Raw genomic sequence first — 12975 nt, 5'->3', positions numbered from 1 at the left:
GAGGCCACGAGACGGCTACAGCAGCTTGTCGATGGTGATCGGCAGGTCGGTGACCCGTCGCCCGGTGGCGTTGAAGACGGCGTTGGCGATGGCCGCGGGGATGCCGACGATGACGAGTTCGCCGAGTCCCTTGACGCCGAGCGGATCGGCCGCGAGGTCCTCGCCGGGCACGAATCGAGCGTCCAGGGCGGTGATGTCGGCGTTGACCGGCACCAGGTAGTCGGCGAGGTTGGCGTTGACGATGCGGCCGTCGCGGTGGTCCAGGTGCGTCCCTTCGAGCAGCGCCATGCCGATGCCGCCGACCATGCCGCCGATGGCCTGGCTGTGCGCCAGCATCGGGTTGACGATGCGGCCCGCGTCGTAGCTCGCGAACACCCGTCGCACCCGCACCGTGCCGAGGGCCTCGTCGACGGCCACCTCGGCGAAGACCGCCCCGTAGGCATACATCGACAGCCCCTTCGAATCGGCGGGCTGCCAGTCCTGTTCGGCGTCCAGGCCGTCGAGTCCACGCCGCTTCAACAGATCGGCGTACCACTCGCCGCGGGTGCGGTCACCGCGCAGGACCATCCGCCCGTCGACCACGTCGACGTCGGCGGGGGAGGCGTTGTGCAGCGGCGACCCGGGGTCGGTGACCGCGGTACGGATGAAGCGGTCGCGCAGCATCGCCCCGACGTTGCGCACCGACGAGCCGACGCTGGCCATCGTCCGCGAGCCGGAATGCGACGGCGCCTTCGGAAAACTGCTGTCGCCCAACAGAAACCGCACCCGGTTCAGCGGAAGTCCCAGGGCATCGGCGGCGACCTGCGTCATCGCGGTGTAGGTACCGGGTCCCATGTCGCTGGTGCCGCAGCGCACCTCGGCGACGCCGTCGGCGCCGATTCGTGCCGACGCCGCGCACGCGCTGACGAGCGTGTGGAACGACGCGCCGGCCGTGCCGACACCGATGAGCCGCGAACCCTCGCGCACCGCCCGGGGTGTCGGGTTGCGACGTGACCAGCCGAAGGTGGCGGAGCCGCTACGGAAGCACTCGGTCAGCTGTCGCGTCGAGAACGGCAGGTCCTCCTCCAGGTCGCGCACGGGTTCGTTGCGCAGCCGCAGCTCGATCGGGTCCATGCCCAGCCGGTGAGCCAGGTCGTCCATCGCCGACTCGAGCGCGAAGGCCCCGGACGTCGCTCCCGGCCCGCGCATGTACGTGCCGGGATTGACGTCGAGTTCGGCCACCCGGAACGTCGAGCGCATGTTCGGTGAGCCGTACATGAAGCGCGCCGGCCCGGTGACGTTGTCCTCGTAGGGGTCGTACCGCGACCCTTCGACGCGGCCCTCGTGCACGATCGCGGTGATGCGGCCGGACCGGTCGGCGCCGATCGCCAGGCGCTGTCGGCTCGCGGGCCGGTAGCCGGTCATCGCATACAGCTGCCTGCGGCTCAGCACCAGCTTCACCGGACGGTTGACGCGCCGCGCCGCGTACGCGGTCAACAGCTGGTGGGGCCAGGTCTGGCCGGCGTTGCCGAAGGCACCGCCGACGAACGGCGAGATCACCTGCACGGCACCGGGATCGACGCCGAGGGCCTTGGCGTAGGACGTGCGGGCCCCGCTGACCGACTGCACCTTGTCCCACACCGTCAGCCGGCCGCCGTCCCAGCGGGCCACGGTGGCGCTGATCTCCATGGGGTTGTGGTTGTTGCGCTCGATCGAGTAGTTCAGGTCGCTGACCACCGCGGCGCTCCGCAGCGCAGCGTCGGCGTCACCGCGCGCGTAGTCCTTGGTGCGGGTGCCGGGACGGACCGTGGCCTCGGGCGAGTCCAGATCGGTGACGTGCGGTGCGGCGCCGTAGGAGACCTCGACGAGGGAGGCGGCGTGCTGCGCCTCCTCGAGCGAGGTGGCCACCACGACGGCGACGGCCTGGCCGAACGCCGCGACCCGGCGGGGGTCGAAGGGCAGGGTGACCCCGCCGAAGTCGGTGATGACGTCGACGACGCCGGGCTGCCGCCGCGCGGCCGCCGCGTCGACCCGGTCGACGCTGCCACGCGCGACGGTGGACCCGACGAGCGCGGCGAACGTCACGTCGGGCACCTGCGCGTCGGCGGCGTAACGCGCCTGCCCGGTCACCTTGAGCCGCCCGTCCACGCGGGTGACGGCCTGCCCGGCCGTCACGGCCGTCTTCACGGGCCCGGTCACGCCAGCCCCGCCAGGATCGCGAGTTGCCGTTCCACGGTGCGCCGGAGCAACTCCACCTTGAACCCGTTCTCCGACGCCGGCCGGGCACCGTCGGCGGCCCGGGCCGACGCCGCGCGGATCACCTCGGCGGTGGCGGGCTTGCCGGTGAGGGCCCGTTCCACGGCCGGCAGCCGCCACGGGACGGTGCCGACCCCACCGGCGGCGACCCGTGCCGAGGCGATGACGCCACCACGCACGTCGAGCGCCGCCGCGGCCGAGGCGATCGCGAACTCGTAGGACTCCCGGTCGCGCACCTTGAGGTAGCCGGACCGGCCCGCCACGCGGGGCACCTCGATCGCCGTGATGAGCGCACCCGGCGCGAGGTCGTGTTCGCGGTCGGGGGTGTCGCCGGGCAGCCGGAAGAAGGCCGCGACCGGCGTCGTGCGCTCACCGTCGCCGTCGCGCGTGATGACGCTCGCGTCGAGGGCCACCAGGGCGACCGCCAGGTCCGACGGGTGCGTGGCGATGCACGACGAGCTGGTGCCCAGGATGGCGTGGGTCCGGTTGCGTCCGTCGATGGCGGGGCAGCCGCTGCCCGGGTCGCGGCGGTTGCACGCGGCGGTGACGTCGCGGAAGTACAGGCAGCGCGGCCGCTGCATCAGGTTGCCGCCGATCGAGGCCATGTTGCGCAGCTGCGCCGAGGCGCTCAGCTCGAGCGCCTGACTGATCACCGGGTAGTCGCGGCGGACGTCGGGGTGCGCGGCGAGGTCGGCCATGCGCACCAACGCCCCGACGCGCAGCCGTCGAGGCGTCACGTCGACGTCGCCATAGGGCAGGGCGTTGATGTCGACGACCCGCTCGGGCCGCTCGACGGTCTCCCGCATGAGGTCGATCAGCGTGGTGCCGCCGGCCACGAAGCGGCCGCCGGCGCGGCCGGCTGCCATGGCGTCGGCCTCGTCGGCGGCGCGGTGGAAGGTGAAGGGGAACACGGCTCAGGCGCCCTGCTCGCCGGTGGCGGCGACGCTGCCGATGGCGGCGACGATGTTGGTGTAGGCGCCGCAGCGACAGATGTTGCCGCTCATCCACTCCCGGATCTCCTCGGGCGAGGAGGCGCGCTGTTCGCGGATGCACCCGATCCCGGACATGATCTGCCCGGGGGTGCAGTAGCCGCACTGCATGGCGTCGCGGTCGATGAACGCCTGCTGCAGGGGGTGCAGCCTGCCGTTGCGCTCCAGGCCCTCGACCGTGGTGATCTCCGCGCCGTCGTGCATCACCGCGAGCGTCAGGCAGGCGTTCACCCGGCGCCCGTCGACGTGGATGGTGCACGCGCCGCACGCGCCCTGGTCGCAGCCCTTCTTGGTGCCGGTCAGTCCGGCGCGCTCGCGGAGCATGTCGATCAGTGACGTCCGGTTGTCGACGTCGATCTCGCGGTCGGTGCCATTGATCCGCATTCGCACCCTGGTGGTGGTCGACGCGGCCTCGGGAGCGTCGTCGGCGCACCCGCCGAGCAGCGGCAGGACGGTGACGGCGCCGCCGGCGGCGACGGAGGCGCCGACGAAGGTGCGGCGATTCAGATGCGGCAGGGACCGGGCCGTGGGTTCGACGTCCGGTCGATCTACGGGCTGGGGCGAGGAAGCTGGCATGGCAAGCACCCTTCTGGCGGGGGTTGCACGGGCTGTGGGAAGGCGGGGGCTGCGCCTGCGATCCAACATAGTGAGGGTCGGTGGGGCGTGCCGGAAACGCACAGCGAAGTCATATGTGACGCGGTTGCGGCCCGCGTCCGCACCGACGTGGCCGTCGCCGCCGTCAGGCCCGACACTAGAATCGCCACATCGTCGGACGAGTCGCGAACAGCAGAGAGGCGGTTCCGAGATGCTGGGCCCACTGCCCGATGTCGTCATCACCGGTGTCGCGATGACGACGTCGCTCGCCGCGCAGGCCGAGGACACCTGGACCGCGCTGCTGGACGGCCGCAGCGGCATCCGTCCGTTGGAAGCCGACAACCTCGACGGGCTGGAACTGCCGTCGCGGATCGGCGGTCAGCTGGTGGAGGACGTCGAGGCCGACCTGACGCGCGTCGAACTCCGCCGGCTGTCGTTCCTGCAGAAGATGGCCGTGGTGCTGAGTCGCCGGGCCTGGGCGGACTGCGGGTCGCCCGAGGTGGACACCGCCCGCCTCGGCGTCACGGTGGGGACCGGTCTCGGCTCCACCGAGGACATCATCATCGCCTATCACGAGATGCGGCAGCGGGGCCTCAAGGCGGTCTCGCCGCTGGCCGTGCAGATGTTCATGCCGAACGGTCCCGCGGCTGCGGTCGGCCTGGAGCGCGGCGCGCGGGCCGGGGTGACGGCGCCGCTCACCGGTGACTCCTCGGGCGCGGCCGCCATCGCGCAGGCGTGGCGCAACATCGCCTTCGGCGACGCCGACGTCGTGGTGTGCGGTGGGGTGGAGGCCAAACTCGAGGGCGTCCCCATCTCCGCCTACGGCCAGCTCGACGGCGTGCTGGCCACCGACGACGCCGATCCGGCCGCGGCGTGCAAGCCGTTCGACCGCGACCGCACCGGCATGGTGCTCGGCGAGGGTGGCGCCATCCTCATCATGGAGACCGAGCAGCACGCGAAGGCCCGCGGGGCGCGAGTGCTCGCCCGGGTGCTCGGTGGGGCGATGACGTCGGACGGCTACGACGCCTTCCGCGCCAACCCCGACGCCGAACAGCAGGCCTACGCCATCACCCGCACGCTGGAGATGGCCGGCCTGGCGCCGACCGACGTCGACCACGTCAACGCCCACGCCGCGGGCACCGTCGAGGGCGATCTCACCGAGGCGACGGCCCTGGGGAAGGTGTTCGGCAGCCACCGCCCGGCGGTGTACGCGTCGAAGGCCGCGCTCGGTCACGCGCTGGGCGGCTCCGGGGCCATCGAGGCGGCGCTCACCGTGCTCGCGCTGCGCGACGGCGTCGTCCCACCGACGCTGAACCTGCGCCACCTCGACGACCGCGTCGACCTCGACGTCGTGGCCGGCGAGCCGCGCCGCGGCGACTACCGCCATGCGGTGAGCACCAGTTTCGGCTTCGGCGGCCACAACGTGGCGCTGGCATTCGGCAAGGCCTAGCCGCACCGACCCTCAGGGTGCCGGCGTGCCTTCCGTCTCGTCGGTCTCGACGAGACGGAAGCGCGTGCAGGCGCACGGCCGGTAGGGGTGCTCGTCTTCGGGCTCGTCCTCGTCCTCGGCGTCGTCCCCGGGGTGGCCGTCTTCGGGGTCGTCGGGGTCTTCGGCGGTCGGCTCGTCGTCCATGGGGTGGACCTCGACCGGACAGTCGAGGCAGCCGTGGCAGATGCCGAACAGCGAGTGTTCCGGATGCCGGTGGCCGCATTCGCACCGGTCGTAGAGGCCGTGACTCACCGGGCCGCCCCGCTCAGGCGCCGACCGCCACTTCGAGCGCAGCCAGGGAGTCCTCGAGGTGCCCGAGCAGTCGCTGCAGGTGCGGCACGCTGCGCCGGCAGCCGACCAGCCCGAAGTCGAGGTTGTCGGCGTTGTTGGTCAACGTGATGTTCAGCGCCTGACCGTCCAGGGCGATGGAGAACGGGTAGTTGCCGTCCAGCCGGGCGCCGTTCCAGTACATGGGTTCCCGCGCGCCCGGCACGTTCGAGATCACGATGTTGAACGGCGGTGGGGCCGACGAGACGAAGCCCGGCACCAGGTTCAGGGCGATGCCGGAGACCAGGAACGCCGACAGGGCGAGTGCCTGGGTGCGCGGCAGTTCGGCGAACACCCGCTTGTTGTCGCGCATCGAGGTGCTGATCGCGTCGAGGCGCCGGGCGGGATCCTCCAGGTGCGTCGCGAGGTTGCACAGGATGGTGCCCACCATGTTGCCGCCGGCGTCCTGCTCGTCCTCGCCCCGCAGGCTGACCGGCACCATGGCCACCAGCGGCGCGTCGGGCAGCGCGTCCTGCTCGCTGAGGTAGGCGCGCAGGGCGCCCGCGCACATCGCCAGGACGACGTCGTTGATCGTGGCGCCCGTCGCGGCCTTCACGCCGCGGATGCGGGCCAGCGGCCAGGACTGCGCGGCGACGCGGCGGGCACCGCCGATCGGCACGTTGAACATGGTGCGCGGCGCCCGGAAGGGCAGCGTCAGCTGCTGCTCCAGCAGCGCGGCCCGAGCCAGCGCGACGCTGGTCGGTGCCAGGGACAGCATCGAGCCGGCGGTACCCGCGACGGCACGCAACGGCGAAACGCGTTGCACCTCAGTCGAGGTGCGCTTGCGCGGCTTCAACGTCCAGGCGATCTGGGGATTGCGGTCGTCGGCGTCCGGGGTGAGTGAACGCATCAGCAGGCGTTGCGCCGATACGCCGTCGATCAGCGAGTGATGGAACTTGACGTAGAGCGCGAACCGCCCGTCGGCGAGCCCTTCGATGACGTGGGTTTCCCACAGCGGCCGGTGCCGGTCGAGCAGCGTGCCGTGCATGCGCGAGGTCAGCTCGAGGAGTTCGCGAATGCGTCCGGGGCGGGGCAGCGCCGAGCGGCGCAGGTGGTAGTCGAGGTCGACGTCGTCGTCGTAGGCCCACGTCAGATTCGACACCGCTCCCAGCAACCGGCCCGGGTGCTTCCTGAAAGTTGGCTGGAAATCGTCGTTCTCGACCATCGTCCGGTGGAGGTCGCGGACGTAGTCGGGACCCGCGTCGGCCGGCGGTTCGAACAGCTGCAGCCCCGCGACGTGCATCGGGTGCTCCCGTGTCTCGCCCACGAGGAACAGCGAGTCGGTCGGCGAGATGAAGTCCACCGGTGTGACGTTACCCACCCCGGGCCGTTGCCGTGATCGTCGGGCTCGGTGCGTTACGCCGCACCGCCGTCGCCGGTCCCGCACCGGCCACGCGCGACCCGACGCGACAGGGGCATGAGTCGTCGAACGGCGGGTACCTGCTGGTCCATGAGCAAGACCGCGCTACTCGTCATCGACATGTTGAACACCTACGACCATCCCGACGCCGAGCCGCTGGCCGACAACGTCGCCAAGATCGTCGACCCGATGGCGGACCTCATCCGACGCGCACGGGAGCGGCCGGACGTCGACCTCATCTACGTCAACGACAACCGGGGCGACTTCACCGCCGACCGCGGTGACCTGGTTCGCCAGGCGCTCGACGGCGCGCGCCCCGACCTCATCGAGCCGATCGCCCCGAGCGAAGACTGCACCTTCCTGACCAAGGTGCGCCACAGCGCCTTCTATGCGACGCCGCTGGGCTACCTGCTGGGCCGCTTGGAGACCAAGTGCGTGATCCTGACCGGTCAGGTCACCGAGCAGTGCATCCTCTACAGCGCGCTCGACGGGTACATCCGGCACCTCGACATGATCGTCCCGCCCGACGCGGTGGCCCACATCTACGACGACCTCGGGGACGCTGCGCTGAGGATGATGGGGCGCAACATGAACACCGAGCTGACCGAGGCGGCGAAGTGCCTCTGAGCGCGTTCGTTCTCCGCGACAGTGGGTACTAGGAGCGCCATGAGTGACAAGGAATTCAAGAAGGGCGACCACGTCGAGTGGAAGAGCCACGGCAGCACCGCGAAGGGCACCGTGGAGGAGAAGATCACCAAGGACACCGAGGCGGCCGGACGCACGGTGAAGGCCAGCTCCGACGACCCCCAGTACCGGGTCAAGAGCGAGAAGAGTGGCAACGACGCCGTCCACAAGCCGGGTGCCCTGAAGAAGAAGTAGGAGTTGGGTGAAACTGCGTCGCAGCGTGGTGACCACACCGGGCATCACGCGCAAACGTGCGGGTAAGGGATTCTCCTACCGCGGCCCGAAGGGCGAGCCGATCGCCGACGAGGACCTCACCCGCATCAAGGAATTGGTGATTCCGCCGGCCTGGAAGAAGGTGTGGATCAGCCCGCACCGCAACGGGCACATCCAGGCCGTCGGCACCGATGCCGCCGGACGGCGGCAGTACCTCTACCACCAGCAGTGGCAGGAGGAGCGGGCGGAGGAGAAGTTCGACCGCGTCCTGCGGATGTCCACGCGTCTGCCCGAATGGCGGGCGCACGTCGCCGAGGACCTGCGCGGCAAGGGACTCGAACGCGACCGGGTGCTAGCGCTCGCCCTGCACCTGCTGGACCGCGGGTACTTCCGTGCCGGGGGTGAGCAGTACGCCACCGAGAACGAGTCCTACGGCATCGCGACGCTGCTGTGCGACCACGTCAAGGTCCGCAAGGACGCCGTCGAATTCGACTATCCCGCCAAGAGCGGTGTGCGTCGCACCCTGGAGATCGAGGACCCCGAGATCGTCCGGGCGTCGAAGGCGCTGCTGCGCCGGGAGGGGAGCGCGGAGCGCTTCCTGGTGTGCCGCACCGTCAATGGGTGGGCGGACATCCACGCCGACGATCTCAACGCCCGCTTCAAGGAGATGGTGGGCCGGGACTACTCGGTCAAGGACCTGCGCACCTGGCACGGCACCGTGCTGGCCGCGGAGGCCTTCGTCGACGCCGACCCGCCGGTGTCGAAGAAGGTGATCAAGCGCGTCGAATCCGCGGTCATGAAGGAGGTTTCCGAGGGGCTGGGCAACACGCCGGCCGTCGCCCGGGCCTCCTACGTCGACCCCCGCGTGGTGCAGGGCTACGAGCAGGGGCTGACGATCGCCAAGGCCGCGAAGAAGGCCGAGCGCATCGACGACATGGCCGAAGCCCAGAACATCGTGGAGAAGGCCACCCGGAAGTTGATCACCCGGGTGGCCAAGTCCAAACGCTGACGCGAGTCCAAGCGCTGACGCGTTCGCGCTCTAGGAATCCCCGCTCCGGGCCTCCGCGCCCGACTCCCCGGCGTCGAAGTCGTCGTCGGCCGTCGTGCGGCCCACGTACTCGCCGTCGTCGTTCTCGTTGGCACGTGTGGAGGCGACCTTCGGATCGTCGTCCACGTCGGTTTCGCTCTGCTCGATGTCTCGTGGGCTCATCGGCTCCCTCTCGTCGTCGTGCCGGCGCTGCTCGGCCGACGCCGCAGCGGTACCCGTGCCGGGACGGTCGTAACCGGCGGCCTGCGCCGCGGCACGTTTGCGGCGGTGGACGCGCGGGGTAGTCCGCCCTGGTGACGCCCCTACGGTTCTGCATCGGCGCCGCCGGGTGACGACCCAGGGCATCCTCGGCATTGCGGTGGTCATCCCCGCCCACGACGAGGCGGCGACCATCGCGCGGTGCGTGCGCTCGGTGCTGACGGCAGCCGGCGACGTCGCGGTGCCCGTGACCGTGGTCGTGGTCCTCGACGCGTGCACCGACGGATCCGCCGCCGTCCTCGACGAATTCGGCGCGGACGTCCTCGCGGTCGAGGTGGACGTGCGGTGCGTCGGGGCCGCCCGCGCAGCGGGTTTTCGGCGTGCACGCGAGAACTACCGGGAACGCGGCTGGGGCGACGCGCAGGTCTGGTTCGCCACCACCGACGCGGACAGCACGGTGGACCGCTCCTGGCTGCGGCGGCAACTGGACGCGGACGCCGACGTCGTCCTCGGCGTGGTCCGCATCCGCGACCGGCGCCGCATGCCGGCCGAGGTGCTCCGCCGCTACCTCGCGGCCTACCGGGCGAAATTCCGCGCCGACGGTCGCGGACACGATCACGTGCACGGCGCCAACATGGGCTTCCGCGCCGACGCCTATTGGAACGTCGGTGGTTTCGCCGCGCTGCCCGTCCACGAGGACGTCGACCTCGTGCACCGCTTCGACGCCGTCGGGGCGCGCATCGCGCGCACCGTGGACATCGCCGTCGCGACGTCGGCACGACCGGTGGGCCGCGCCGCCGGCGGGTTCGCCACCCACCTGCAGTCCCTCGAGCGCCCCGCGGAGGAGGAGCCGGCGTGAGTGCCGACCTCGTGCGACGCTGGCTCGCAGACGGCGCACTGGACCTGCCCGTGCCCGGCGGCGGCGACACGGCGGTGCGGTGGTCCCGGCTCGAGTCGCTCACCGAAATCGATGTCGCAGCAGGACGATTGGCCGAAGCGCATGCCGACGCGGCGGCCATCCTCGTCGAACTGAGCGGCCGCGGCTGCGGTGCCGGTGAACTGTGGGGCGTATGGGCCGCCGAGGCGCCCGACGCCGTCCTCGCCGCGACCGACGGTCCGGACGGCGTCCGGCTCGACGGCGCGAAGGCATGGTGCTCCGGCGCGACGGTCTGCACCCACGCGCTCGTCACGGCCCGCCTCGCCGACGGCCGCCGCGGCACCTACGCGGTGGACCTGTCGTCCGACGGCGTCGAGGCCATGGCACCGACGTGGCAGCACGTGGGCATGTCGGCAAGCGACACCCGCACCGTGCGCTTCACCGACGTCGCGGCGACGGCGGTCGGCGCGCCGCAGGCGTATCTGACGCGACCCGGATTCTGGCACGGCGCCATCGGCGTCGCCGCGTGCTGGCTCGGCGGGGCCCGTGCGGTCGCGCGGCGACTCTACGTCGCCGTCGCCGACGACGACGCCCGAGCGTCGACCGATCCGCACGCGCACGCCCACCTCGGCGCCGTCGACGCGGCACTCGCCGCCGGTCGTGCAGTCCTCGACGCGTCGGCACGGACCATCGACGACGATCCGCACGGTCCGGGCGCCGAACTGCTGGCGCGCCGCGTCCGGGCCGTCGTCGAGCACGCCGTCGACGAGGCGATCGTCCGCACCGGCCGCGCGCTGGGACCGGCGCCGCTCGCTCTGGACCGAACCCACGCTCAGCGCGTCGCGGACCTGACGCTCTACGTCCGGCAGAGCCACGCCGAGCGGGACCTGGCCGTGCTCGGCCTCCTGGCGGCGCGATGACCGCGGTGGGCAACGGCCGACGCTTCGCCGACCGCCCGGTCGCCGCGGGCGGCACCCCCGCGGCGGACTGGATCGAGTGGCTGCGGGACTTCCCGGAGTTCGCGCCGTCCGGCTGCCCCGCGCTCACCGTCGTCGCGCCGCACCCCGACGACGAAACGCTCGGCTTCGGCGCGACCGCATCCGCCATCCGCGTCGGCGGAGCGCCGGTGCGCGTGATCACGGTGACCGACGGCGGCGCCGCGCACCCCACGCTGCCCGACCGGGACCGGCCCGCACTCGAGCGGCGGCGGCGCGAGGAGACGCGTCGGGCCGCGCGGCAGCTGGGACTGGACGAACCGACGTTCCTCGGCCTGCCCGACGGCGGCGTGGCAGCGGCGGAGGCGGAGCTGACGGCGCGGCTCACCGACATCCTCGCCGCCGGTCCGCGCGGCGCGTGGTGCGCGGCCACCTGGCGCGGTGACGGCCACCCCGATCACGAGGCGGTCGGTCGTGCGGCCGCGGCGGCGTGCGCGCGCACCGGGGCGCGCCTGCTCGAGTTCCCGGTGTGGACGTGGCACTGGGCGCGGCCCGGCGACCCGGCCGTGCCGTGGCACGCGTTGCGCCGCTGCCCGATCGACGACGTGCTCGCCCAGCGCAAGCGGGAGGCGGTGGCGTCGTTCGCGAGTCAGATCGACCCGCCGGCGCCGGGCGCCGATCCGGTGCTGCCGTCGTTCGTGCTGCGTCGCCTCGAGGCCGTGGGTGAGGTGGTGTTCGCGTGAGCCCGCGGCTGCCCGACGACTACTTCGACGCGATGTACGAGGCCGCCGCCGACCCCTGGCAGCTGGCCGAGAGGTGGTACGAACGGCGCAAGTACGCCATCACCCTGGCGGTGCTCCCCGACGAGCGGTACGGCCACGCGTTCGAACCAGGCTGCTCGGTGGGCGTGCTGACCGAGGCGCTGGCCCGGCGCTGCGACCGGGTGACCGCCACCGACGTCGCCGACGGGGCCTTGACCGCGACCCGACGCCGTCTGGCCGACGCCGGCGCTCTCGACCGCGTGGAGCTTCGGAAGGCCTCGATCGACGGCGGCTGGCCGGACGACGTCGACCTCGTCGTGCTGTCCGAACTGCTGTACTACCTCGATGCGGCGGCGCTGCGCAGCGTTCTCGAGCGTGAGGTACCCCGACTGCGTGCGGGAACGACCGTGGTCACGGCCCATTGGCGGCACCCGGTCGAGGACTATCCCCTCACCGGTGACGCCGTCACCCGGATCGTCGCGGACACACCGGCTCTGCACCGGCTGGCCGGGTACCTCGACGACGACGTCGTCGTGGCGGTGTACACCGTCGGGGAGGCACGATCGGTGGCGGTCCGGACCGGTGTCCCCGGGGCCCGGTGACCGACCGGGCGCTACAGCGGCGGCGCAGTGAGATGGTGCGGGCGCCGGCGCGCGACGGCCACGGCCTGCTCCATCGACGCGTGCACCCGCAGACCTCCGTGCGGGTCGCAGATCCGCAACAGGCGATGCACCTCGCGGCCGGCGACGATGGCGGCGATCGCCCGCCGCTTGGCGCAGGCGCCGTTCACGCGGTTGAGCGCCCACAGTCCTTCGGTGCCGAAGAAGGCGAGGTCCGACAGGTTGAGCACCAGGGCGGTGTGGTCGCGCAGGGCGACGACGTGGTCGACGAGTTCGCGTGCGTTCGCGGCGTCCAGTTCGCCGGTCGCCTCGACGACGGCGATGGCCGGATCGAGGCGAAACGTGGTGAGGCGCAACGCCGTGGCGGGGTGACGTAGGGCCGGTCCGGCGGCCAGTGCAGAGGACACGGGCAACTCCATCAGTCGGTGCCGATCGTGACTGGGGTTCCGTCAGGGAATGGCTCTGTTGCCTTAAAGCCGCCGCTCGGTGATGGCCGGGCGTCGATGACGTGTCCCACGGCGGGGATCTCAACCTGTGCTGAGGCTAATACGGATCCCGTGGCCGCACAATGGCCGCCGAGAAAGGTCGAAACCGCTGATGAACGGGCGTCGGACGTGCTAGTTCGGGTGCGCTGCGGGACGCGCG

15 protein-coding genes are annotated in these 12975 nt (G+C 71.9%); 8 read left to right on the top strand and 7 right to left on the bottom strand.

The genetic code is table 11. From position 1 onward, the window contains the following. Nucleotides 1-15: 15 nt before the first annotated feature. From FZ046_RS00365 to FZ046_RS00355, 3 genes are read right to left on the bottom strand one after another with little or no spacing between them, the layout of a single operon-like run. The gene (locus tag FZ046_RS00365; RefSeq protein ID WP_070351154.1) at nucleotides 16-2178 is read right to left on the bottom strand and encodes a xanthine dehydrogenase family protein molybdopterin-binding subunit; all 2163 of its coding nucleotides are present in this window, start codon (nucleotides 2176-2178) and stop codon (nucleotides 16-18) included. Further along, nucleotides 2175-3146, bottom strand: coding sequence for an FAD binding domain-containing protein (locus FZ046_RS00360; RefSeq protein WP_070351155.1), 972 nt, complete (start codon nucleotides 3144-3146; stop codon nucleotides 2175-2177). Before FZ046_RS00360 ends, FZ046_RS00365 begins: the two co-directional genes overlap by 4 nt. Before the next feature lie 3 nt (nucleotides 3147-3149). Continuing rightward, nucleotides 3150-3800, bottom strand: a complete 651-nt coding sequence (locus FZ046_RS00355) for a (2Fe-2S)-binding protein (protein WP_083297937.1) — start codon at nucleotides 3798-3800, stop codon at nucleotides 3150-3152. A 229-nt stretch (nucleotides 3801-4029) separates the two neighbouring features. On the opposite strand from FZ046_RS00355, the gene FZ046_RS00350 reads away from it, so the two are divergent. After that, complete coding sequence (locus FZ046_RS00350; protein WP_070351156.1) at nucleotides 4030-5268, top strand: KasA/KasB family beta-ketoacyl-ACP synthase; 1239 nt, start codon at nucleotides 4030-4032, stop codon at nucleotides 5266-5268. A gap of 12 nt (nucleotides 5269-5280) precedes the next feature. Here FZ046_RS00350 and FZ046_RS27185 read toward each other — a convergent pair whose 3' ends face one another. Together FZ046_RS27185 and FZ046_RS00345 are read right to left on the bottom strand one after the other, a co-directional pair. After that, nucleotides 5281-5451 (bottom strand): hypothetical protein, encoded by a 171-nt coding sequence (locus FZ046_RS27185; protein WP_170292373.1) that lies wholly within the window; start codon nucleotides 5449-5451, stop codon nucleotides 5281-5283. A 121-nt stretch (nucleotides 5452-5572) separates the two neighbouring features. Then, complete coding sequence (locus FZ046_RS00345) at nucleotides 5573-6937, bottom strand: WS/DGAT/MGAT family O-acyltransferase (protein WP_083297938.1); 1365 nt, start codon at nucleotides 6935-6937, stop codon at nucleotides 5573-5575. Nucleotides 6938-7084: 147 nt separating this feature from the next. Here FZ046_RS00345 and FZ046_RS00340 point away from each other — a divergent pair, with 147 nt between their 5' ends. The 3 genes from FZ046_RS00340 to FZ046_RS00330 are packed head-to-tail and all read left to right on the top strand — an operon-like array spanning nucleotide 7085 to nucleotide 8900. Further along, nucleotides 7085-7621: a cysteine hydrolase family protein gene (locus FZ046_RS00340; protein WP_070351158.1), complete on the top strand. Its 537-nt coding sequence runs from the start codon at nucleotides 7085-7087 to the stop codon at nucleotides 7619-7621. 39 nt (nucleotides 7622-7660) lie between these two features. Next, on the top strand, nucleotides 7661-7873 hold the full coding sequence (locus tag FZ046_RS00335; RefSeq protein ID WP_070351159.1) for a hypervirulence associated TUDOR domain-containing protein: 213 nt from the start codon (nucleotides 7661-7663) through the stop codon (nucleotides 7871-7873). Nucleotides 7874-7880: 7 nt separating this feature from the next. Continuing rightward, nucleotides 7881-8900 (top strand): DNA topoisomerase IB, encoded by a 1020-nt coding sequence (locus tag FZ046_RS00330; protein ID WP_070351160.1) that lies wholly within the window; start codon nucleotides 7881-7883, stop codon nucleotides 8898-8900. 30 nt (nucleotides 8901-8930) lie between these two features. Here FZ046_RS00330 and FZ046_RS27180 read toward each other — a convergent pair whose 3' ends face one another. After that, nucleotides 8931-9101, bottom strand: coding sequence for a hypothetical protein (locus FZ046_RS27180; protein WP_099045786.1), 171 nt, complete (start codon nucleotides 9099-9101; stop codon nucleotides 8931-8933). 166 nt (nucleotides 9102-9267) lie between these two features. Here FZ046_RS27180 and FZ046_RS00325 point away from each other — a divergent pair, with 166 nt between their 5' ends. From FZ046_RS00325 to FZ046_RS00310, 4 genes are read left to right on the top strand one after another with little or no spacing between them, the layout of a single operon-like run. Further along, nucleotides 9268-9996 carry a glycosyltransferase family 2 protein gene (locus tag FZ046_RS00325; RefSeq protein WP_246182870.1) on the top strand — a complete coding sequence of 243 codons (729 nt, stop codon included), beginning with the start codon at nucleotides 9268-9270 and terminating at the stop codon, nucleotides 9994-9996. Continuing rightward, nucleotides 9993-10934 carry an acyl-CoA dehydrogenase family protein gene (locus tag FZ046_RS00320; protein ID WP_070351161.1) on the top strand — a complete coding sequence of 314 codons (942 nt, stop codon included), beginning with the start codon at nucleotides 9993-9995 and terminating at the stop codon, nucleotides 10932-10934. The genes FZ046_RS00325 and FZ046_RS00320 overlap by 4 nt, the downstream gene beginning before the upstream one ends. Next, entirely contained in the window at nucleotides 10931-11692 is a 762-nt protein-coding gene (locus FZ046_RS00315) for a PIG-L deacetylase family protein (protein ID WP_070351162.1), read from the top strand. The genes FZ046_RS00320 and FZ046_RS00315 overlap by 4 nt, the downstream gene beginning before the upstream one ends. Then, entirely contained in the window at nucleotides 11689-12312 is a 624-nt protein-coding gene (locus tag FZ046_RS00310) for an SAM-dependent methyltransferase (protein WP_099045787.1), read from the top strand. Before FZ046_RS00315 ends, FZ046_RS00310 begins: the two co-directional genes overlap by 4 nt. Nucleotides 12313-12323: 11 nt before the next feature. Here the strand turns inward: FZ046_RS00310 and FZ046_RS00305 are convergent, their stop codons facing one another. Next, nucleotides 12324-12737 carry an STAS domain-containing protein gene (locus FZ046_RS00305; protein ID WP_125939638.1) on the bottom strand — a complete coding sequence of 138 codons (414 nt, stop codon included), beginning with the start codon at nucleotides 12735-12737 and terminating at the stop codon, nucleotides 12324-12326. Between the last annotated feature and the right edge of the window lie 238 nt (nucleotides 12738-12975).

Origin of the sequence: Mycolicibacterium grossiae (assembly GCF_008329645.1) — a bacterium.
Lineage (GTDB): Bacteria > Actinomycetota > Actinomycetes > Mycobacteriales > Mycobacteriaceae > Mycobacterium > Mycobacterium grossiae.
Note: the sequence above shows the minus strand (reverse complement) of the source record. Positions and strands in the feature narration are given on the sequence as shown.

What these genes read in the sequence shown, in the direction of transcription:
- FZ046_RS00355 (WP_083297937.1), bottom strand. Translation starts at nt 3,800, where the DNA reads ATGCCAGCTTCCTCGCCCCAGCCCGTAGATCGACCGGACGTCGAACCC.
- FZ046_RS00350 (WP_070351156.1), top strand. Translation starts at nt 4,030, where the DNA reads ATGCTGGGCCCACTGCCCGATGTCGTCATCACCGGTGTCGCGATGACG.
- FZ046_RS27185 (WP_170292373.1), bottom strand. Translation starts at nt 5,451, where the DNA reads ATGGACGACGAGCCGACCGCCGAAGACCCCGACGACCCCGAAGACGGC.
- FZ046_RS00340 (WP_070351158.1), top strand. Translation starts at nt 7,085, where the DNA reads ATGAGCAAGACCGCGCTACTCGTCATCGACATGTTGAACACCTACGAC.
- FZ046_RS00335 (WP_070351159.1), top strand. Translation starts at nt 7,661, where the DNA reads ATGAGTGACAAGGAATTCAAGAAGGGCGACCACGTCGAGTGGAAGAGC.
- FZ046_RS27180 (WP_099045786.1), bottom strand. Translation starts at nt 9,101, where the DNA reads ATGAGCCCACGAGACATCGAGCAGAGCGAAACCGACGTGGACGACGAT.
- FZ046_RS00315 (WP_070351162.1), top strand. Translation starts at nt 10,931, where the DNA reads ATGACCGCGGTGGGCAACGGCCGACGCTTCGCCGACCGCCCGGTCGCC.